18 protein-coding genes are annotated in these 19,742 nt (G+C 72.2%); 6 read left to right on the top strand and 12 right to left on the bottom strand.

The features are described from left to right. Positions 1 to 66 precede the first annotated feature (66 nt). The 7 genes from B2P18_RS11530 to B2P18_RS11560 form a co-directional block, all read right to left on the bottom strand. Positions 67 to 909, bottom strand: a complete 843-nt coding sequence (locus B2P18_RS11530) for an ATP-binding cassette domain-containing protein (protein WP_239264680.1) — start codon at positions 907 to 909, stop codon at positions 67 to 69. Beyond that, positions 906 to 1,892 (bottom strand): ABC transporter ATP-binding protein, encoded by a 987-nt coding sequence (locus B2P18_RS11535; RefSeq protein ID WP_239264682.1) that lies wholly within the window; start codon positions 1,890 to 1,892, stop codon positions 906 to 908. Before B2P18_RS11535 ends, B2P18_RS11530 begins: the two co-directional genes overlap by 4 nt. Beyond that, positions 1,889 to 2,746 (bottom strand): ABC transporter permease, encoded by an 858-nt coding sequence (locus tag B2P18_RS11540; protein ID WP_019287148.1) that lies wholly within the window; start codon positions 2,744 to 2,746, stop codon positions 1,889 to 1,891. The genes B2P18_RS11535 and B2P18_RS11540 overlap by 4 nt, the downstream gene beginning before the upstream one ends. After that, positions 2,743 to 3,693: an ABC transporter permease gene (locus B2P18_RS11545; RefSeq protein WP_286958533.1), complete on the bottom strand. Its 951-nt coding sequence runs from the start codon at positions 3,691 to 3,693 to the stop codon at positions 2,743 to 2,745. The genes B2P18_RS11540 and B2P18_RS11545 overlap by 4 nt, the downstream gene beginning before the upstream one ends. A 23-nt stretch (positions 3,694 to 3,716) precedes the next feature. Continuing rightward, a complete protein-coding gene (locus tag B2P18_RS11550) occupies positions 3,717 to 5,249 on the bottom strand; it encodes an ABC transporter substrate-binding protein (RefSeq protein ID WP_029212284.1) in 1,533 nt (510 codons plus the stop codon). A 95-nt stretch (positions 5,250 to 5,344) separates the two neighbouring features. After that, positions 5,345 to 6,541, bottom strand: a complete 1,197-nt coding sequence (gene serA, locus B2P18_RS11555) for a phosphoglycerate dehydrogenase (protein ID WP_239264685.1) — start codon at positions 6,539 to 6,541, stop codon at positions 5,345 to 5,347. A gap of 79 nt (positions 6,542 to 6,620) precedes the next feature. Then, positions 6,621 to 7,760, bottom strand: a complete 1,140-nt coding sequence (locus B2P18_RS11560; RefSeq protein ID WP_286959646.1) for an ROK family transcriptional regulator — start codon at positions 7,758 to 7,760, stop codon at positions 6,621 to 6,623. Between the two features lie 120 nt (positions 7,761 to 7,880). Here B2P18_RS11560 and B2P18_RS11565 point away from each other — a divergent pair, with 120 nt between their 5' ends. Next, positions 7,881 to 9,164 (top strand): DUF1479 domain-containing protein, encoded by a 1,284-nt coding sequence (locus B2P18_RS11565; RefSeq protein WP_286958531.1) that lies wholly within the window; start codon positions 7,881 to 7,883, stop codon positions 9,162 to 9,164. Positions 9,165 to 9,209: 45 nt separating this feature from the next. Here B2P18_RS11565 and B2P18_RS11570 read toward each other — a convergent pair whose 3' ends face one another. From B2P18_RS11570 to B2P18_RS11580, 3 genes are all read right to left on the bottom strand, one after another. Next, entirely contained in the window at positions 9,210 to 10,346 is a 1,137-nt protein-coding gene (locus tag B2P18_RS11570) for a GNAT family N-acetyltransferase (protein ID WP_019287142.1), read from the bottom strand. Between the two features lie 117 nt (positions 10,347 to 10,463). Next, positions 10,464 to 12,137, bottom strand: a complete 1,674-nt coding sequence (locus B2P18_RS11575; protein WP_286959656.1) for a S8 family peptidase — start codon at positions 12,135 to 12,137, stop codon at positions 10,464 to 10,466. A gap of 38 nt (positions 12,138 to 12,175) precedes the next feature. Then, positions 12,176 to 13,201, bottom strand: a complete 1,026-nt coding sequence (locus B2P18_RS11580) for an oxygenase MpaB family protein (protein ID WP_029212286.1) — start codon at positions 13,199 to 13,201, stop codon at positions 12,176 to 12,178. A gap of 176 nt (positions 13,202 to 13,377) precedes the next feature. On the opposite strand from B2P18_RS11580, the gene B2P18_RS11585 reads away from it, so the two are divergent. The 3 genes from B2P18_RS11585 to B2P18_RS11595 are packed head-to-tail and all read left to right on the top strand — an operon-like array spanning position 13,378 to position 16,593. Beyond that, positions 13,378 to 14,763 carry an ABC transporter substrate-binding protein gene (locus B2P18_RS11585; protein ID WP_286958526.1) on the top strand — a complete coding sequence of 462 codons (1,386 nt, stop codon included), beginning with the start codon at positions 13,378 to 13,380 and terminating at the stop codon, positions 14,761 to 14,763. After that, positions 14,763 to 15,725: a carbohydrate ABC transporter permease gene (locus B2P18_RS11590; protein WP_286959659.1), complete on the top strand. Its 963-nt coding sequence runs from the start codon at positions 14,763 to 14,765 to the stop codon at positions 15,723 to 15,725. The genes B2P18_RS11585 and B2P18_RS11590 overlap by 1 nt, the downstream gene beginning before the upstream one ends. A gap of 1 nt (position 15,726) precedes the next feature. Beyond that, positions 15,727 to 16,593, top strand: a complete 867-nt coding sequence (locus tag B2P18_RS11595) for a carbohydrate ABC transporter permease (protein ID WP_286959665.1) — start codon at positions 15,727 to 15,729, stop codon at positions 16,591 to 16,593. Positions 16,594 to 16,642: 49 nt separating this feature from the next. Here B2P18_RS11595 and B2P18_RS11600 read toward each other — a convergent pair whose 3' ends face one another. Then, a complete protein-coding gene (locus B2P18_RS11600) occupies positions 16,643 to 16,807 on the bottom strand; it encodes a hypothetical protein (protein ID WP_286958525.1) in 165 nt (54 codons plus the stop codon). 196 nt (positions 16,808 to 17,003) lie between these two features. On the opposite strand from B2P18_RS11600, the gene B2P18_RS11605 reads away from it, so the two are divergent. Together B2P18_RS11605 and B2P18_RS11610 are read left to right on the top strand one after the other, a co-directional pair. Next, a complete protein-coding gene (locus B2P18_RS11605; protein WP_286959669.1) occupies positions 17,004 to 17,558 on the top strand; it encodes a quercetin 2,3-dioxygenase in 555 nt (184 codons plus the stop codon). A gap of 5 nt (positions 17,559 to 17,563) precedes the next feature. Beyond that, the gene (locus B2P18_RS11610) at positions 17,564 to 18,586 is read left to right on the top strand and encodes an alpha/beta hydrolase (RefSeq protein ID WP_286959670.1); all 1,023 of its coding nucleotides are present in this window, start codon (positions 17,564 to 17,566) and stop codon (positions 18,584 to 18,586) included. Here B2P18_RS11610 and metA read toward each other — a convergent pair. Then, positions 18,579 to 19,529, bottom strand: coding sequence for a homoserine O-acetyltransferase MetA (metA, locus tag B2P18_RS11615; RefSeq protein WP_286959671.1), 951 nt, complete (start codon positions 19,527 to 19,529; stop codon positions 18,579 to 18,581). The two genes, B2P18_RS11610 and metA, sit on opposite strands and share 8 nt — an antisense overlap. Positions 19,530 to 19,742: the final 213 nt, after the last annotated feature.

Below are 19,742 nucleotides of genomic sequence, written 5' to 3' on the forward strand. Positions count from 1 at the left end.
CCGGGGTGGACCTACCCGAGGTAGTCACGTCGGCCGGGGTTGGCACGCCAGGTCGATGTCACTACCTCAGGCAGGTCTGCCGGCGGCGAGGTCCGCGGCGGTCACGCCGGCGAGGGCGCGGCGCACCGACGGCACGGCCGCGACGAGGCGCTGGGTGTAGGCGTGCTGCGGGTCGTCGTAGACCTGCGCCGTCGGCCCGCTCTCGACGACCTGCCCCTCGTGCATCACCGCGACCCGGTCGCACACGTGCCGCACCACGGACAGGTCGTGCGACACGAACACCAGGGTCAGCGACAGCTCGCGGACCAGGTCGTCGATGACCCCCAGCACCTGCGCGCGCACCGAGACGTCGAGGGCAGAGACCGGTTCGTCGGCCAGCAGGATCCCCGGCGACGGCGCCAGCGCCCGCGCGATCGCGATGCGTTGCCGCTGCCCTCCCGAGAACTGGTGGGGATAGCGCCGCGCGGCGTCGGGCGAGAGCCCCACCGACGACAGCAGCTCGCCGACCCGCGCGTCGACGTCGACCGTCCGCGCGAGCCCCAGCGCGTGCAGCGGCTCGGCGACGATGGTCCCGACCCGGTGGCGCGGGTCGAGCGAGCTCATCGGGTCCTGGAAGACCACCTGCAGGCGGTGCCGCAGCCACGCCAGCTCACGGTCGGACGCCCGCGTGACGTCCCGCCCGTCGACGGCCACGGTGCCGCTCGTGGCCCGGTCGAGCCCGGCGACGATGCGGAGCAGCGTGGACTTGCCCGATCCGGACTCCCCCACGACGCCCAGCTTCTCGCCCGGCGCGACCTCCAGGCTCACGCCGCGCAGCGCCCGGACGACGGGGGCGGGCTCGAGCAGCCGGCGACGCGGCCGGGGGTAGTCCCGCGTGACGTCGTGCACCGCGATGGCCGGGGTCGTCATACGAACATCTCCGTCTGCGCGGGGTGGTGGCAGGCGAAGCCCCGCTCCCCCAGCGGGCCGGGCTCGGTCGTCCACGGCGGCGTGACCCGGCACGCGTCCGTGGCCTTCCAGCAGCGGGTGCGGAACACGCAGCCCTCGGGGAGCTCTCCGGCGGGCGGCACGGACCCGGCGATGGTCCGCAGCCGCCCGGTGGCGGGATCGACCGCGAGGTCGGACGCCGCGAGCAGACCCTGGGTGTAGCGGTGACGCGGGTGCCGGAACACCTGCTCGACGGGGCCGGCCTCGACGATGCGACCGCCGTACATCACGGCGACGGACTCGCACACGGTCGCGACGACGGCCAGGTCGTGGGTGATGAACAGCAGCGCCGCGTCACGGGACTCGACGCCGCGCACGACGAGGTCGAGCACCTCCGCCTGCACCGTCACGTCGAGCGCGGTCGTGGGCTCGTCGCAGATGAGCAGGGCGGGGTCGTTGGCCAGGGCGATGGCGAGGACCACCCGCTGGCGCTGGCCGCCGGACAGCTGGTGGGGATAGGCCCGGGCGAGGTCCGCGGGATCAGGCAGCCGGACGGCCTCGAGCAGCTCGGCGGCCCGGGCCCGGGCCGCCGCCCGCGACGGCTGGGTCCCGTGGATGGTCATGGCCTCGGCCACCTGGTCACCGACGCGCATCGTGGGGTTGAGGGCGGTGAGCGGCTCCTGGAAGACCATGGCGACGTCCCGGCCCCGGACCGCCGACAGCTCCTCCTCGGACGCGCCCACGACGTCATGCCGCACGCCCGCGAGCCGGATCGACCCGCTCGCCCGCAGGGTGCGGGGCAGCAGGCCCATGATGGCCAGCGAGGTGATCGACTTGCCAGAGCCCGACTCGCCGATCAGCCCCACCCGCTCCCCCGGTGCGATCGTCAGCGACACGTCCTCGAGCAGGCGGGTGTCCCCCGCGTCGATGGCGAGCCCGCTGATCTCGAGCACGTTGCCGCTCATCGGCGGTCCTCCAGCGTGGGGTCGAGCAGGTCGCGCAGGCCGTCGCCCAGCAGGTTGAAGCCGAGGACCGCGAGGGCGATGGCGAGCCCGGGGATCCAGGCGAGGCGGGGCGTCTGCCACAAGGTGGCCTGGCTGTCGTAGAGCATGCGCCCCCAGCTCGGCACGTCGGGCGGCGTCCCGACCCCGAGGTAGGACAGGCCGGCCTCGGCGAGGATCGCCATGCCGAAGGCCACGGACGACTGCACGATGACGAGGTTGGCGACGCCGGGCAGCACGTGGTGCACCGCGATCCCGAGGGGGGTGCGGCCGGCGGACCGGGCGGCCATGACGTACTCGCGCTGCATGATCGACAGCACACCCGAGCGCGTCACCCGCGCGAAGGTGGGGATCGACGCGATGCCGATCGCGACCATCGCCACCGTGGTCGAGCCGCCGCGCACGGCCGCCAGCATGATCGCCAGCAGGAGCGCGGGGAACGCCAGCAGCAGGTCGTTGGCCCGCATCACCAGCCGGCCCACCAGGCCGCCGCGCATGCCCGCGAGCACGCCGAGCGGCACCCCCACGACGGCGGCCAGCCCGACCGCGACGATGCCCACCAGCAAGGTGGTGCGTGCGCCCACCATCAGCCGCGACAGCTCGTCCTGGCCCAGCCGGTCGGTGCCGAGCGGATAGCCGGCCATCGGGCCGCGCAGCGCCACGGACCCGTCGGTGAGGCCGGGCGGGTGCGGGGTCCAGACGAAGCTGACCAGCGCCGTCACGACGACCAGCCCGACCAGGACGGTGCCGACGACCAGCGACGCGTCGACCCGACGACGACCACGGGCGGCGGAGGATGCGGGGGTCCGGCTGCTCATCGCGCCCCCGTCCGCAGGCGGGGGTCGAGCACCAGGTAGAGCACGTCGACCAGCAGGTTGATCAGCAGGACCGCCACGACCAGCACCATGACGACGTCCTGGACCACGACGAGGTCGCGGTTGCCGACGCTGTCCAGCAGCAGCGACCCGAGCCCAGGTATGACGAACACCCGCTCCACGACGACCGCCCCGATGAGCGTCGTCGCCAGCTGCAGGCCGAGGACGGTCATCACGGGGACCGAAGCGTTGCGCAGGCCGTGCCGCACGAGCGCGGGCCCGGGACGCAGCCCCTTGGCGCGGGCCGTGCGCAGGTAGTCCTCGTGCAGCACGTCGAGGATGGCGGACCGCACGTAGCGCGCCAGCACCGCGGCCTGCACGATGCCCAGAGAGAGGGCGGGCAGGATCAGCTGCTTGACGAACATCGCGGGGTCCTGCGCGGGCGGCGTCCACCCGTTGGCGGGCAGCCAGCGCAGCTGCACGGAGAAATGGCTGATGAGCAGCACGCCCACGAGGAACGCCGGCACGGCCACCCCCACCTGGGACAGCGCCGCCAGCACGACCCCGGCGGGTCGTCGGTGGTGCAGCGCGGTCAACGTGCCGAGCGGTATGGCGACCAGCACGGCCACCACCATCGCGGCGAGGACGAGCAGCAGGGACACCTGGAGGCGGTCGGCGACCTGCGGGGCGATGTCGGCGCGGGACACGTAGGACTGGCCCAGGTCGCCGGTCACGAGGCCCCGCAACCACTCGGCATACTGCACGACCAGCGGCCGGTCGAGCCCGAACTCGTGCCGAAGCGCGGTCACGGCCTCCTCGGTCGCGTTGGTGCCGAGGGCCACCCGTGCGGGGTCACCCGGCAGCAGCACCATGAAGCCGAAGACGAGGACGCTGCTGACCAGCAGCGACACCAGGAAGGTCCCGACGCGGCGCAGCAGTCCGAGGAGCATGGGCTGGGGGTCGGGGTCGGAGGTCAGGACCGCGACAGGTGCGCGAGGTCGAGGGTCTCGCCGACCGCGTTGGTCGGCAGGCCGGTGATGTCCTTGTCGGCGACGACGAGGTTGGGCATGAGGAAGAGCACGTCCGACGCGGCGTCCTCGGCGGTGAGGCGCGCGACCTTCTTCATGTGCTCGACCTGCTGGGCCTCGGTGCCGGCGTCGGCCGCGGCGAGCTCGGCCTGGACCGCCTTGTTGTCGTACTTCGTGTAGTAGTCCGGGTTGCCGAACATGCGCCCGATGTCGCGCGGCTCGACGTGGGCGACGATCGTCAGGTCGTAGTCCGCGCCCTTGAACACGTCGCTGAGCCAGGTCGGGAAGTCCACCTGGTCGATCGAGACCTTGAGCCCGGCCTGCTCGAGGTCGGACTTGACCACCTGGCCGCAGGTCGTGGCGTAGGGCGCGGCGGGCAGCCGCAGCCGCAGCGTCTTGCCGGCCGCGCCGGTGTCCTTGAGGGCCTGGGTCGCCTTGGCGCGGTCGAACGGCGCGACGCCCGTGAGGTCTTCGTACCACGGGTCGGTCGGCGGGACCATGGCCCCGAGGAGCGTGCCGTGACCGGCCCAGCAGGTCTGCAGGAGGGACTTGTGGTCGATGGCCTGGCGGATGGCCTGACGGACGGCCTTGTCCTTGAGCAGGGGGCGTGAGCTGTTCATCGTGAGCATGACCTCGCCGTTGGTCGTGCCCTCGATCACCTTGTACTTGTCGTTGGACGTGAACTGCTGCAGGGACTCCGGCGACTGGACCGTGCCGATGACGTCGATGGTCCCCGACAGCAGCGCGTTGCTCAGCGCCGCCGCGTCCTTGATGTAGCGCAGGGTCACCCGCTCGAAGTAGGGCTTGGCGCCGTGGTAGGAGTCGTTGCGGCGCAGCACGATCGAGTCGCCGCGCCGCCACTCGCCCAGGGTGTAGGGGCCGGTGCCGACAGGCTTGGTCGCGAGGTCCGCGACCCCGGTGCGGCTGAAGACCGCGCCGATGCGGGTGGTCATCGCGTAGAGCCAGGAGTTGCTGGGGCGGGCGAGCGTGACCTGCACCTTGGTCGGCGACACGGCCTTGGCCTCGCTCACGACGTCCATGGACTTCTTGACCGAGACGGCCCAGTCGGACTTGACCCGGTTGATCGAGAACACCACGTCGTCGGCGGTGAGCGGGGCGCCGTTGCTGAACTTCGCCCCCTCCACGAGGTCGAAGGTGTACGTCTTGCGGTCGGGGCTGATGGTCCAGCTCTTGGCGAGCGCCGGCTGGACAGCGCCCTTCTCGTCGACCTTGACCAGGCCCTCGTAGACGTTGCCGAGCAGCGCCTGCGCGATGGCCGCCCCGTCCGACTTCGTGAAGTCCATGCTCGTGGGCTCGAGCACCAGACCGATGGCGACGTCCTTGCTGCCCGCGCCGGCCTGGCCGGAGGCGCTGCCGCTCGAGCCCGTCGTGGAGGAGCCGGCGTTGCACGCCGACAGGGCGAGGACGCTCGCGGTGGCGACGGCGACGATCGCGCGTCGGCGGAACAGCTGGGTCATGCACGTCTCCTGCTCACGGTGGTGCTGCCGGCCCGCCTGCGTCGGTGCCGCGGGTGCGCCAAGTCTGACACGGCGCGCCGCGACGTCTGACGAGGTCAGTCGACGACGCGCAGCCGGATGGTCTCCGGCAGGTCGTGCAGCTCGGCGAGGGCGCCCTCGTTGAGGGGCGAGTCCACGTCGGTGACGACATAGCCCACGTGGCCCTGCGTGCCGAGGAGCTGGCCGCCGATGTTGACGCCGTGCGAGGCCAGGATCTGGTTGACCTTGGCCAGGACGCCGGGGGTGTTGGTGTGGAAGTGCGTGAGGCGGTGGTCCCCGGGGACGTGCTGCAGGGTGAGCGCCGGCAGGTTGACCGACAGGGTGGTCGTGCCGTAGGCCACGAAGTCCCGCAGCTTGCCCGCCACGAACCGGCCGATGTCCTCCTGCGCCTCCTCGGTGGACCCGCCGACGTGGGGCGTGAGCACCGTGTTGGGCATGCCCTGCAGGGGCGAGCTGAACGGATCGCCGGACTTCTTGGGCTCGACGGGGAACACGTCGACGGAGGCGCCGGCGATGTGCCCCGACTGCAGGCTGTCCCGCAGCGCCTCGTAGTCCACGAGGAAGCCGCGCGAGAGGTTGAGGAAGAGCGACCGGGGACGCATGCGCTCGAACTGCTCGCGGCCGAAGAAGCCCGCGTTGCCGTCGCGCCCGTCGACGTGCAGGGTCACGGCCTCCGCGATGTCGAGCAGCTCCTCCAGGCTGCTGCACCGGCGGGCGTTGCCCAGCGCGAGGCGGTCCTGGATGTCGTAGAAGTAGACCTCCATGCCGAGCATCTCGGCGACCACGGACAGCTGCGAGCCGATGTTGCCGTAGCCGACGATGCCGAGGCGTCGCCCGCGGATCTCGTGCGAGCCCTTGGCGTCCTTGCGCCACACGCCCTCGTGCAGCGCCTTGTCCTTCTCGGTGAGCCGGCGCGCCATGACGATGATCTCGGCGAGCGCGAGCTCGACCACCGACCGGGTGTTGGAGTACGGCGCGTTGAACGCCGGGATGCCGCGCTCGGCGGCCGGGGCCAGCGCGATCTGGTTGGTGCCGATGCAGAAGGCGCCGATGGCCAGCAGGTCGTCCGCGGCCTCGACGACCGCGGGGGTCACCTCGGTCTTGGACCGTATGCCGAGCAGCTGCACCCCGCGCAGCGCCTCGACGAGCTCGGCCTCGTCCAGGGCTCCGGGACGGTGGTCGACCTCGATGCCCGCCTCGGTCAGGATGGTCGTGGCGAGGGGGTGGACGTTCTCGAGCAGCAGGGCCTTCATGGCGCCATCGTGTCAGTGCTCACGGCTGGGGTGCGGGAGGCGTCCGGCATACGACTGTCCACGACGCCCGCACGACGCCTCAGGACACGCGCGAGAGCAGACCCGCGCGCGCCAGCTCCACGGCCCGCTGCCGGGCGCCGTCGAGCGGCGCCTCCGGCCCGGTGGCGCTCACCACGAGCTCGACGGGGACGACCGCCTCCCGTCGCAGGTGCGCGTCGAGCGCGTCGGCAAGGGCCGGTTCCCGACCCCACGGACCGCTCAGGACGACGCGGCCAGGGTCGAGGAGCGCGATCGCGGAGCAGAGCACACCGCCGACAGCCTCGACGACGCGAGCTCCTTTGCCCCGCAGGGGCGCTCGCCGCAGGAGCGACCCCATGGCCGCCACGTCGACCACCGTGCCCCCGTCCACGGTGAGGCCCTCGTCGACCAGCACGTCGAGCAGCCTGGCAGCGGGCCGGGCAGACCCCCTCCCTCCCACCCGCGTCGTCACGTAGGCCGCCTCCCCGGCCAGCCCCCGCGCCCCCCGGACGAGGCGGCCGTCCGCCACGAGGGCCCCGCCGATCCCCGACCCGAGGTGGAGCTGCAGGAAGGTGTCCACGAGGTCACCGCGGCGCCGACCGTGAGCCAGCTCGGCGACGGCGGCCCAGTGCACGTCGTTGTCGATCTCGGCGGCCTCGCCGACGACATCACGCACGCACGCCTCGCCCAGCACGAACGGCGACCCCTGCAGGTGGACGAGCCGCCCGGTGCGGTGCTCCACCGGGTCGGCCACCGAGACGGCGATGGACGCCTCGGCAGGCGAGCCGCCGTCGACCAGGTCGCCCAGCACGGCGGCCAGCTCGGCCAGGAGCTCGTCGGCGGTGACGGTCAGCCCCACCGGCCGCTCGACCCGCCTCACGAGATCGCCTCGCACGTCGAGGGACTCGCCGACCACGAGGTGCGGTCCGGCGTGCAGGGCCACGGCCAGCCCGGCCCCCGCGGAGAGCTCGTAGTAGGTGCCCGCCCTCCCCCGCGAGCCCTCCTGCCGCCCGGCCTCGCAGAGCACGCCGAGCTCGCCCAGCCGGCGGACCGACTCCGAGACGGTGGGCTTGGACACGCCTGTGGCCTGCGCGATCTCGGCGCGGGTCCGGCGCCCGAGGTCGATGACGGACTCGAGCACGAGCCGGTCGGTGGCCCCGCGCACGAGGCCCAGGCCCGTCGGGGCGTCGGTCGTCGTCATACGGCCCTCGTCTCTCGCGCGGACCGTTGCCCGACGCGGTTAGTTAGGAACCCTTGCAAAATAGCAGATGCCGTGCCACTCTTTTGGTAAGGAGCCCAAACGAAGTCGATGGAGATGCTCATGACGGTCACCGACCTGCCCGCCCTCCCCCACTGGGAGACCACCCCCGAGGACCTGCCCGCGGCCATCCGCGAGGTCAAGGCCGCGCTCCGCGCCCGGATCGCCGCCAGCGGCCGCACGGTCGAGGAGGTCTTCGCCGTCGTCGAGGCCAAGGTCCGCGAGGAGGTCGAGGCGATCCGCGCCGACCGGGAGGCGGGTCGACCGGTCTGGCCCGAGATCGCCTACGCGGACATCGAGGCCGGCACGGTCCCGGACGACCAGCTCGCGCTCCTGCGGCGCCGCGGCTGCGCGATCGTCCGCGGCCACTTCCCCCGCGAGCAGGCCGAGGCATGGGACCGCGAGGTCGTGGACTACGTCGACCGCAACCGGTTCTTCGAGGACTACCGCGGCCCCGGCGACGACTTCTTCGGGACGGTGGGGTCCAAGCCCGAGATCTACCCCGTCTACTGGTCGCACCCCCAGATGGAGGCCCGGCAGCACCCGCGGATGGCCCGCGTGCAGGCCTTCCTCAACGGGCTGTGGCGGCACGAGTCCGAGGGCCGCAGCTGGTTCGACCCGGGTCGCGACTCGCTCTATCCCGACCGCATCCGGCGCCGCCCGCCGGGCGCCTCAAGCCAGGGCCTGGGCGCGCACCTCGACCCCGGCACCCTGGACCTGTGGATGAGCGAGGGCTACCAGCGCCACTTCCGCCACCTGTTCGACGGCTGGCCCGAGGCCTACGACCCCTGGGACGCGGCCTACCGCACCGAGGCGGCGCAGTACCCGGGATCGACCATGTGCTCGGCCTTCCGGACCTTCCAGGGCTGGACGGCGCTGTCCGAGATGCGCCACGACCAGGGCGTGCTCTACACCGTCCCGATCCCGCACGCGATGGCCTATCTCATGCTGCGCCCGCTGCTGCCGGACGTGCCCGACGACTCGATGTGCGACGTCACGGTCAACCAGGTCTTCCCCGCCAACGAGCGGTGGCACCCGCTCCTCCTGGAGGCCACCGCCGGCATCCCCGACGTGGCGCCCGGGGACTCCGTGTGGTGGCACTGCGACATGATCCACGGGGTCGAGCCGGTCGAGGACCAGCAGGGTTGGGGCAATGTGATGTACATCCCGGCCGCGCCGTGGTGCGCCAAGAACGAGGCCTACGCCGACCACGTCCGCAAGGCCTTCCGCGCCGGCGAGTCGCCCTACGACTTCCCGGAGGAGCACTACGAGTCGAGCTGGCCGGACCGCTTCCGCGAGGACGAGCTCTCCGAGGTCGGACGACGCGGGATGGGCCTCACCGACTGAACAGATCGGCTGACCGACCGGCACACCGCTGAGCCGCCCGCTGGCTCAGCGGTGCTCGCCCGCGTCGACGTCGCGGTGCCAGGAGCAGGTGCGATAGGCGGTCTCCCAGCCCAGTGAGCGATAGAGCGCGTCCGCGCCGGTGGGCGAGTCGTCGTCGACCTCGAGCCCGACCCGGTTGCGGCCCTGCAGCGCCGCGTCGCCGATCACCGTGCGCAGCAACGCCTTGGCCACGCCGCGGCCGCGAGCCCGGCGGTGCACGCCGATGTAGTCGACGTAGCTGCCCTGCACGCCGTCCCGGTCCGGGGCGACCACCGTGCCGACGAGGGCGCCGCCTGGCAGCCAGCCTGCCCCGCCCTCCCTGTCGTCGCGCACCTCGGCCAGCCACCACGAGTCCCAGCGGTGACCGGGGTCCTCCTGCAGGCGCTGCACGAACTCGGGGAAGCTCTCGCGATAGCTGTTGAAGTGGTCCGCGAAGGACTCCTCCAGCATCTCGTGGATGATCTGGATGTCCTCGGCGACGGGAAGTCCGTTGGTGTGCAGCCGGACTCGCCTCACCCTGACCCCGTCCCGGGGGACGGGGAGGGTGGCCGGGTGGTCGGCCTCGGGGTCGACCGGCCGGGTCATCTGCAGCCAGGTGCGCGTATGCCGGAAGCCGGCGCCTCGCAGCCACCCCGCCTGGCGCTCGTCACCGGCATACGAGCCCATGTCGATCTGGGTGGAGCCCAGGCGTCGCAGGTGGGCGATCGCGCGGGCCGCCTCCTCGACGCGGTCGAGCAGGGCGCGGGCCACCGCACCCTCGATGTCCTTGGCGTCCTGGGGCTCGACGCCCTCGTTGCCCTCGGCGCCCGCGCCGAATTGCTCGTCCAGGCCCGGCTCGACCGTGACGTGCGCGAGGACGCGACCGGCGGCTCGGTCGTGGGCCGCTGCCCAGCCTCGGACCACGCCTGCTGGGTCGACGGCCACCGCCTGCCGCCGCGTCCAGGAGGCGACGCCGGTGATCTCGTGCAGCACGGTGCGGACGTCCGCCGTCGCGCCGGGGACCGCCCGGTCCGTGACGGCGGCGCGCAGCCAGGCGAGCCGTTGGACGTCGCGCTCGTCGGGGACCCGCAGCGTCCAGCCGGGAGGCAGTCCCTCGACGGGCAGGGTGGCGGGGCGGAGGGACGGCGGTGTCGTCTCGGGCATGCCTCCCATCATCCCAGCCACGCCACCTGGCCGCCCATCACGGCGTGGGCGCCCGCCCCCCGGGATCCGGGAGACGGGCGCCCACGTCCGTGCAGCTCAGTCGTGCAGCTCAGCGGGTCAGTGCTTCTTGGTGACCGCCTTCAGGGCGTCCACGATGCCGTCGCCGTAGAAGCTGTTGAACTCGGTGGTGCCCGTGCAGGTCGCCGTGTAGGCGGCGGAGACGCCGGGGTAGACCATGGTGGCCGGGTTCGGGCAGGCGTGGTCGGTGGCGGTGCGCATCAGGATCTTCTCGGTCTGGTTGGGGGTCAGCGCCTTGCCGCCCTGGCGCGGGTCACGGTGTCCCCAACGGTCGACGATGAGCGCGGCGACGCCGGTGGCGTGCGGCGCGGCCATCGAGGTGCCCTGCAGGTAGGTGTAGTAGCCGTCGCCCTGCTTGATGACGAAGTCGTTGGTGGGCTCGCCCGTCACCGGGTCGATGTCGCCCTCGGCGATGCCGACGGCCTTGGGCATGGCGGCGAGGATGACGTTGCCGGGCTTGCGGTACTGAGGTGTGCCGTAGTAGTCGCGGATGTCGCCGCCGGGAGCCGCGACGTCCACGGACTTGAGGCCATAGCTGGAGTAGTAGGCCTTGCGCGTGGTCGGCCCCACGGACGTGACGGTGAGGACGTGGTCACCCTCGGTCGGCAGGTCGAGGCAGGAGTTGTCGATCTGGCGCGTCTTGGCCGCGCCCTCCGGGTAGTCCGGGGAGGAGTCGTCCACCGTGGGGTTGTCCAGGTCGGTGGCGGAGTTGCCGGCGGCGGCGATCAGCGTGACGCCCTTGCCGCGGGCGTAGCGCAGGGCTCGGTTGGTGGCCTCGATCGTCAGACGCTGCTGGGCCTGCTCCTCGGCGGAGTCGGCCGGGTTGTTGGCGCAGTTGAACGCCCACGGGTCGATGTAGTAGCTCATGTTGACCACGTCGATGCCGTTGTTGCCGGCGTAGGTCAGCGCCTTGACCGTCGGCTCGAGGAAGAAGTAGCCCGAGTCCTGCCCGGCCCGCAGGTTGACGATGCTGGCCTCGGGAGCGACGCCGGCGATGCCCTGGCCGTTGACCGGGGAGGCGATCGTGCTGGCGACGTGGGTGCCGTGGCCGCCCTCGTCGACGGTGGCCGGGTCGTCGCAGGAGCCGTCAGGGTCGGTCGAGCAGGCGCCGTCGATGTCGGGCATGTCGCGGGTGAAGTTGCGCGACAGGGCGAAGTCGAAGTTGGGGCGGATGTCCGGGTGGGACGCGTCGACGCCGGTGTCGATCACGCCGACGCGGACGCCGCGACCGGTGGCGATGCGGTGCGCCTCCGCGGTGTGGATCATCCGCATGTCCCACTGCAGGGGAGCGAGCGGCTCGCCGTTGGTGTTGACGTTGGGTGCCGGGGCCTTCTTGCCGCGACCCTGGGCACGCTCGGCGCGCAGCCGCTCGATGTCCGACGTGGAGGCCTTGGCCGGCTTGCGGCTGAAGCCGACGACGCGGTCGGCGGCCGCGGTGTCCACCGCTGTGGAGTCGCGCACGTCGGCGGTGAAACGGGTCTTGGTGGTGGTGACGGAGTAGAGGCCGATGGCCGAGTCGACGGAGGTCACGGTGCCTCCGGCGCGGGTGATGGCGGCGCGGACGGCACCGTCCTGAGCGCCGTTCTCGGCGAGCACCAGGACCGAGCGAGCGGGTCCGTCCTGGTCGGCGGAGGCGGGGGTGGCTGCGGCGAGTCCGGCCAGGACCGTCGAGGCACCGAGAGCGGCGGCCAGGACACGACGTTGTGTGGTCACGATGGGCTCCTGCGGGGATGGGGGTGGGGACCGCCCGATTAGGGGGGATTGTCCGATCCTGCCCCTGCACCCTGGCTGGGGGTAGCGCCAGACGGGTGTACTTGTCCCGTGGGGGATTTCGCCTCTGGCCGCTGACCCGCGGCGAGGGCAGCACGCGACCGTGACTCGTTGGCGACGGCCGGGTCCGACATCAGCCACCGGGTGGTGGCGGTGGCGGCGCGCCCCAGCGGACGGCCCACGGCCCGGTCGAGCCCCGCCGTCATCTGGTCCGGGAGGACGGAGAGCCCGAGCATCCGTCGCGACCACGGCGGCAGCGTCGAGATCGCCCCCGCGGCGAGGGTCCAGTAGCCCAGCCGGGCCACGCGGTCGATCGGCGGCGTCAGCAGCAGGAAGCGCGCCGCCTCGGTCGCGGCCGGGGTCGTCACCAGCTCCGCACGGTAGGACTCGATGGTCTGCATCAGCTCGTCATACGTCTGGGGCAGGGCCGCCAGGTCGACGCCGAGCCGCGAGGAGACCTGCGCCGTCTGGGCGACGTACTCGTCGAGCTGCTCCCGCGTAAGCGGCCGGGCGCCGAACGCCTGGTGCGTGGCGAGGAAGCTCTCGGCCTCCGCGGCGTGCACCCACCGCAGCAGGTGGGGGTCGTTCGCGGCATACGGCCGGCCGTCGGGGGCCGTCCCGACGACGCGTCCGTGCAGGTGGCGGATCGCCCCGATGGTGGCCTCGGCGTGCCGGACCGTGCCATAGGTCGTGATGGCGATGTAGTGACTGGTCCGCTGCAGCCGACCCCACGGGTCGCCCTTGTAGCCGCTGTGCTCGGCCACCCCGGCCATGGCCGAGGGGTGGAGGGACTGCAGCAGCAGGGCGCGCAGCCCGCCGCTGAACATGCTGGTGTCGGCGTGGACCTGCCAGATCGCGTCGTCGGGTCCGAACCACCGCTCCCCCACCTCCCCCCAGATCTGGTCGGCCCGACGGTCCGCGTCCGTGCCGGCGATCCGCTCGCGCAGCCCCAGCGCCGCGCGGGTCCGCAGCCGTGCCCCATGGTCATGCTCCCACCCCTGTCGCATGCCCCCAGCGTCGCAGGCCGACGGCGCCCTGACGAGCCCCACCGCCCCGGCTCGAATGAATCGATCGGGTGACGAACCCGTCGAAGGTTCCTCACCGGTGCTTCAATGACGCAGGTCCCGATCCGACCCCCACCAGCGAGGGAGTGGCGATGACGCCGCACAGGCTCGTCAGGAGGATGACCGCCGCGATCACCGCGAGCGTCACCTGTCTCGCTCTCGCCGCGTGCGGCGACGGGGGCGACCCCAACGCCCCCCTGGGGGTCAAGGACGGTCGCCTCACCGTGTGGACGCTGGACTCCCAGCCGGACCGTATGGGGGCCCAGCGCAAGATCATGGAGGCCTTCACCACCAAGACCGGCATCCAGACCGAGCTGGTGGGCATCGACGAGGCGCAGTTCCCCCAGCTGATCGCGAGCGCCGCGCAGTCCGGCACCCTGCCCGACGTCGTGGCCTCGCTCGGGCTCGGGTCGGTGCGCCAGATCGACCAGTTCGGGCTCGTGGACCGGGACGCGACGACCAAGGTCGTGGACCGGCTGGGCCGCGACACCTTCAGCCCGGCGATGCTGGACCTGGAGACGCAGGACGGCAAGGTCCTCGCGGTCCCCTCGGACTCGTGGTCGCAGATCCTCGTCTACCGCAAGGACCTCTTCAAGGCCAAGGGGCTCAAGCCCCCCACGACGTATGCCGACCTGACGGCCGCCGCCAAGGCCCTGACCGCCGAGGGCAAGAAGGGCATCACCCTGGCCACCGACCCGGCCGACCCGTTCACCTCACAGAGCTTCGAGACGCTGGCGCTCGGCAACTCCTGCCAGCTGGTCGACGACGCCGGCGCGGTGACCCTGGGCGACCAGCGCTGCCAGCGCACGTGGGACCTCTACGCCGACCTGGTCCGCAACTACTCCCCGCAGACCAAGCAGGACGTCGACACGACCCGGGCGTCCTACTTCGCCGGCGAGTCCGCCATGGTCCTGTGGTCGGCCTACCTGCTGGACGAGATGGCGGGCCTGCGCGAGGACGCCCTGCCCACGTGCCCCGAGTGCAAGGACGACCCGACCTTCCTCGCGCGCAACAGCGGCGTCGTGACGGCGGTCCGCGGCCCGGACGGCACCGGCAAGGGCTCGTTCGGCGAGGTGGCGGGCTGGGCGCTCATGCGCGGCTCGGACGTCGACCAGGGCGGCCGGCTGATCGAGCACGTCATGACCGACGGCTACCAGGCCTGGCTGGGCGTGGCGCCCGAGGGCAAGTTCCCGACCCGACCCGGCCCCACCAAGGGCTCCACGGCGTACGTCGACGCCTGGGCGAAGCTCCCCGCCGGGGTCGACACCAAGAAGCCGCTGGCCGAGGTCTATCCCCCCGACGTGCTGGCCTCCATCCGCAGCTCGGCGAGCACCATCGACCGGTGGGGCATCGCCCAGGGCCGGGGCATCCTCCTGGGAGCGGTCACCTCCGAGCTGCCGATCCCCAAGGCCGTGGCCGGCATCGCGTCCGGCAGCCTCGACGCCCGTCAGGCCGCCGAGCAGGCCGCCACCGCGGTGGACGACATCAGGAAGGACCTCAACTGATGAGCACCTCCGCCGCCACGCCGACGCCCACGCCCGCACCCGGTCCCTCCGGACGGGCGGGCCGGCGCTGGTCGGCCGCCCGTCGCGACAACCGCGACGGCTGGCTCCTCGTGTCCCCCACCGTGATCGTGGTCGTGGCGATCGTCGTCATCCCGGTGCTGTGGAACGTCGTCCTCGCCTTCCAGAAGCTGTCCTTCCTGCAGATCCGGCGCGCCGGCATCGACGGGCCCTACACGCTGGAGAACTTCCGACGCGTCCTCACCAGCGCGGGCTTCCTGGAGTCGATGTGGACGACGGTCGTCTACTCCGTCGGATCGACCGCCGGGTCGATCGTCCTGGGGCTGATCGCCGCGCTGGCGCTGCGCAACCGGTTCCCCGGGCGCGGCGTCGTCCGCGCTCTCATGCTCCTGCCGTACGTCGCCCCCGTCGTCGCCGTCGCGTTCGTGTGGCAGATGATGCTGGACACGCAGTACGGCATCGTCAACGTCTACGGGCAGAAGCTGCTCGGGTGGGACGGGCCGCTCGACTTCCTCGGCCGGGAGCCGTTCGCGCTGGTGACGGTGATCGCGTTCGAGATCTGGCGCTACTTCCCGTTCGCGTTCATGTTCATCATGGCGCGGCTCACGGCGGTGCCGCGCGAGATCGACGAGGCGGCGCTCGTGGACGGGGCCACCCCCACGCAGCACTTCTGGCACGTGCTGCTGCCGCAGCTCATGTCGGTCATCGCCCTGCTGTCCGTGCTGCGGGTCATCATGACCTTCAACAAGTTCGACGACGTCTACCTGCTCACGGGCGGCACCGCGGGCACGGACATCGCCGCGGTCCGGGTCTACGACTACCTCACCGGGCGCTTCGACGCCGGCGGGGCGGCCGCCCAGGCCGTCGTGCTGTCCCTGGTGATGGCGGTCTTCCTGATCGTCTACCTGCGCTTCATGGCCCGGCACGAGGGACAGGAGGACTGACATGAACCGCTACGCCGTCGAGACCTCGGTCCTGCGCGTCCTGCGCTGGCTGACCATCGCGTTCCTGCTGGTCATCACCGTGTTCCCCTTCTACTACATGGTGATGCTGAGCTTCACGCCCATCGACTCCCTGCTGCAGAAACCCGGCCGGCTCCTGCCGGAGTGGTCGACGGTCACGACCGAGACCTACACCAACGTCCTCGCGCCCGTCGAGGAGGAGGGCCAGGGCTTCGCGCAGCTCATGCGCAACTCGGCGGTCGTGTCCCTCGTGACCGTGGCCCTCACCCTGGTCGTGGCGATCCCCGGCGCGTATGCCGTCAGCCGCCTCGCCTTCAAGGGTCGCCGCCAGGTGGGCGCGCTGTTCCTGTCGGTCTACCTGTTCCCGTCGATCGTCCTGGCGATCCCGCTGGTCATCGCGTTCGCCAAGCTCGGCCTCTACCAGTCGCTCCCGGGCCTGATGCTCGTCTACGTCGCCCAGACCGTCCCGGTGTCGATCTACATGCTGCGCAACTACTTCGAGACCATCCCGGCGACCATCGAGGAGGCGGCGACCCTGGACGGGGCCAACCGCTTCCAGACCATCACCAAGGTCGTGCTCCCCCTCGCCATGCCGTCGATCATGTCGACCGGGCTCTACATCTTCATGATCGCGTGGAACGAGTTCCTCTTCGCCCTGCTGTTCCTCGCCGCCAAGCGGGACCTGTGGACCGTCTCGCTCGGCCTGTCCCAGCTCTCCAACGGCGTCGAGGTGCCCAAGACGGTGCTCATGGCCGGGTCGGTCCTGCTGACGATCCCCGTGATCGTGCTCTACGGCATCGCGGAGCGCTGGCTCACCGAGGGCCTGACGAGCGGCGCCGACAAGGGCTGACGCCGCCCGTCAGGGTGGCCCAACGGCCGGGTGGAGCGGGTGGAGCGGGTCAGTCGTCTTCCTCCGGCTCGAAGGTCGAGCCCTCCTTGTCGGCGCCGGCACCCGCGCCCGCGTCGTTGAGCTCGTCGAGGCTCGTGGTCCCGTCGCTGCCGCCGGTGGCCTGCTCGGCGTCGTCGCCGGTGAGGCGCTGGTCCTCGGGTCGCTGCTCGGACATGGCGTGCTCCGTTCTCTCGCACTACTTCTCGGTGGGCCGCTCGACGGCCGCCTGATGGCGACCCCGGGTGGCCCCGGGCTCTCGTCATACCCCCGCAGCCCCTCCCGTCAGACCACCCGGCACGACGACGCGGGTCGCACTAGGGTGAGCGCACCCCCGCGCCGCGACGCCGGCGCCGTGACGAGCGGAGCCCCTCATGACCTTCGAGTACCTCGCCGATCCCTCCGGCCGCCCCGCCTGGGAGGGGGTCCTGCCGGGTCGCCCCCACCCATTCTTCCTCGAGGCCGGGCAGGGCGAGCACGCCAAGCTCTTCGTCGACACCTTCTCCGTGCTGCTCAGCGGGGACGAGACGGAGGGGCAGTTCGGGGTCTTCACCTCCACCTGCCCGCCCGGGGAGATCATCCCGACGCACGCGCACGACCAGACCCACGAGACCTTCTACGTCCTGGAGGGCGCGATCCGCCTCTACGTGCAGCTGCCCGACGGCGACCAGGTCTCGCGCGTGCTCGGCACCGGTGACTTCGCGTTCGTGCCGGCCGGGGCCGAGCACGCCTACCGGATCGAGGAGCCCACCCGCCTCATGGGGGTGTCCAGCGGCGGCTTCGAGCGCTTCTTCCAGACCATGGGCACCAAGGTCGACGACCCGACGGCCGACACCCCGCCGTTCGTGCCCGACGGGCCGCGGATGGGCGCGGCGGCGCAGCAGTTCCACATGGACTTCCTGCCCGGGTTCGACTGGTCCCGGGCCTGAGCCGTATGCCGACCGCGCCCTCCCCGATGCCCTCCGGACAGGCAGCGGAAGCAGGCCCGCTGCCCGAGGCCACCCTCACCGCAGCCGGCGTGCGCGTGCTGCGGGGCGTTCCCTATGCGTCGCTCGACGGCGTCCGCCCCCTCGAGCTGGACCTGTATCTCCCTGCGCCGCAGCCCGGCCCACCGCCTGATGCGCGTGCTGGTGCACGTGCTGGTGCGCGTGCTGGTGCGATCGCCGACGTGCGGGGCTGCCCGGCCGTCGTGTTCCTGCACGGCGGCGGCTGGCGCCTCGGCAGCCGCCGATCGGCGGGGCCGGCGTTCTCAGGAGTCGTCAGCCCCTTCGAGCGCGTGGCGGCGGCAGGGGTCGCGGTGGCGAGCGCGGACTACCGGCTCAGCGGCGAGGCGTCCTGGCCCGCGCAGCTGCACGACGCCAAGGCCGCGGTGCGCTGGCTGCGGCACCGCTCCGGCGAGCTCGGGATCGACCCCGACCACATCGGGGCGTGGGGCGAGTCGGCGGGCGGGCACCTGGCGGCGCTGCTCGGCGTGACCGGGACGCTCGGCGTGACCGGGACGCTCGACGCGGACGCGCCGCTCGAGGGCGCCGTCGGGGTCACCGGGGTCTCGTCGGCCGTGGCGACCGTCGTCGCGTGGTACGCCCCCACCGACCTGGTCGGCCTGCCCGGTGACCTCGGCGCCGACCCGGCCGCCACCGACAGCCGCGAGGCCCTGCTCCTGGGTGGCGCCATCAGCGAGCGGCCGGACGCGGCGGCCGAGGCGGGGGCGGTGACCCACGTGCACGCCGGCGCTCCGGCATACCTGCTGGTCCACGGCGAGGCCGACCGGCTGGTCCCCCGCGCCCAGAGCATCCGGCTCGCCGCGGCGCTCGAGGCCGCCGGGGTCGAGGTCGAGCTGGTCCTGGAGCCCGGCGCGGACCACCTGTGGCGCGGCAGCGACGAGGCCGCCGAGGACGCGCTGCGCCGCACCGTGGAGCACCTGACGACGCGCCTGGGGCCGAGCCCGCTCAGATGACGTAGCTGTCGGCGCTGCGCGCTGCCCCGCGCATCGCGGCGAGGTCGTACGGAGTGCGCTGGTAGACGTAGTAGTTGAGCCAGTTGGCGTAGAGCAGGAAGGCGTGGCTGCGCCAGGTGACCCGCGGCGGCTGCGTCGGGTCGTCGTCCGGGAAGTAGCCCACGGGGACGTCGATCGGCACTCCCTTGGACGCGTCGCGGTGGTACTCCAGGGACAGGGTGTCGGCCTCGTACTCCGGATGACCGGTCACGAACAGCTGCCGCCCGTCGCGCGACTGCGCCAGATAGAGCCCCGCGGTCTCGGAGGTGGCCAGCACCTGGAGCTTGGGGTGCGCCTGCACCTCCTCCAGGGGCGTGCCCGTATGCCGGGAGTGCGGCGCGGTGAAGGTCTCGTCGTAGCCGCTGACGATGCGGGCGCGCGGGTCCAGGACGCGGTGCTCGAACACGCCGAACATCTTGTCCGGCAGCTCCATCTTGCCGATGCCGTAGTGCCGGTAGAGCCCCGCCTGGGCGCCCCAGCAGACGTGCATCGTGGAGTAGACGTGGTCGGCGCTCCAGTCCAGGATCTCGCACAGCTCGTCCCAGTAGTCCACGGCCTCGAAGGGCAGCTTCTCGACCGGCGCCCCCGTGATGACGAGGCCGTCGTAGCGCTCGTCGCGGACCTCGTCGAACGTGCGGTAGAAGGTGTCGAGGTGCTCGGTCGAGGTGTTGCGGGACTCGTGGGAGCACATCCGCACGAAGGTGATCTCGACCTGCAGCGGCGAGTTGGCCAGCAGCCGCAGGATCTGGGTCTCCGTGACGATCTTGGTCGGCATGAGGTTGACGATCGCGATACGCAGCGGGCGGATGTCCTGGTGGCCGGCGCGCTCGGTCGACATGACGAAGACGTTCTCGGACTCGAGCGTGCGGCGCGCCGGCAGGGCGCGGGGAACGGTGACCGGCAACGGGATCGACCTCCTCGATCGGGTGGACCTCGATCGAGGCCCGCGTGACCGCGTCGGCGGAGGCCGCGCGGCCGGGTCTGCCCTCGAGCGGCACCGGCGCGGAACCGGGTGCCGAGCGACCTCCTCGAGGTGATCGGTCGCTGCTCTTGACCCACGGCAAGGGTGCCACACGAGCGCGGGCACCGCCGACCCGCTCCCACCCGGCGAGACGGG

The sequence above is a fragment of the Arsenicicoccus sp. UBA2120 genome (genome assembly GCF_002330965.1).
GTDB classification, from domain to species: domain Bacteria; phylum Actinomycetota; class Actinomycetes; order Actinomycetales; family Dermatophilaceae; genus Arsenicicoccus; species Arsenicicoccus bolidensis.

Bases quoted from the DNA above. Each gene is read 5' to 3' on its own strand.
- B2P18_RS11530 (WP_239264680.1), bottom strand. From the start codon at position 909: ATGACGACCCCGGCCATCGCGGTGCACGACGTCACGCGGGACTACCCC.
- B2P18_RS11535 (WP_239264682.1), bottom strand. From the start codon at position 1,892: ATGAGCGGCAACGTGCTCGAGATCAGCGGGCTCGCCATCGACGCGGGG.
- B2P18_RS11540 (WP_019287148.1), bottom strand. From the start codon at position 2,746: ATGAGCAGCCGGACCCCCGCATCCTCCGCCGCCCGTGGTCGTCGTCGG.
- B2P18_RS11545 (WP_286958533.1), bottom strand. From the start codon at position 3,693: ATGCTCCTCGGACTGCTGCGCCGCGTCGGGACCTTCCTGGTGTCGCTG.
- B2P18_RS11550 (WP_029212284.1), bottom strand. From the start codon at position 5,249: ATGACCCAGCTGTTCCGCCGACGCGCGATCGTCGCCGTCGCCACCGCG.
- serA (WP_239264685.1), bottom strand. From the start codon at position 6,541: ATGAAGGCCCTGCTGCTCGAGAACGTCCACCCCCTCGCCACGACCATC.
- B2P18_RS11560 (WP_286959646.1), bottom strand. From the start codon at position 7,760: ATGACGACGACCGACGCCCCGACGGGCCTGGGCCTCGTGCGCGGGGCC.
- B2P18_RS11565 (WP_286958531.1), top strand. From the start codon at position 7,881: ATGACGGTCACCGACCTGCCCGCCCTCCCCCACTGGGAGACCACCCCC.
- B2P18_RS11570 (WP_019287142.1), bottom strand. From the start codon at position 10,346: ATGCCCGAGACGACACCGCCGTCCCTCCGCCCCGCCACCCTGCCCGTC.
- B2P18_RS11580 (WP_029212286.1), bottom strand. From the start codon at position 13,201: ATGCGACAGGGGTGGGAGCATGACCATGGGGCACGGCTGCGGACCCGC.
- B2P18_RS11585 (WP_286958526.1), top strand. From the start codon at position 13,378: ATGACCGCCGCGATCACCGCGAGCGTCACCTGTCTCGCTCTCGCCGCG.
- B2P18_RS11590 (WP_286959659.1), top strand. From the start codon at position 14,763: ATGAGCACCTCCGCCGCCACGCCGACGCCCACGCCCGCACCCGGTCCC.
- B2P18_RS11595 (WP_286959665.1), top strand. From the start codon at position 15,727: ATGAACCGCTACGCCGTCGAGACCTCGGTCCTGCGCGTCCTGCGCTGG.
- B2P18_RS11600 (WP_286958525.1), bottom strand. From the start codon at position 16,807: ATGTCCGAGCAGCGACCCGAGGACCAGCGCCTCACCGGCGACGACGCC.
- B2P18_RS11605 (WP_286959669.1), top strand. From the start codon at position 17,004: ATGACCTTCGAGTACCTCGCCGATCCCTCCGGCCGCCCCGCCTGGGAG.
- B2P18_RS11610 (WP_286959670.1), top strand. From the start codon at position 17,564: ATGCCGACCGCGCCCTCCCCGATGCCCTCCGGACAGGCAGCGGAAGCA.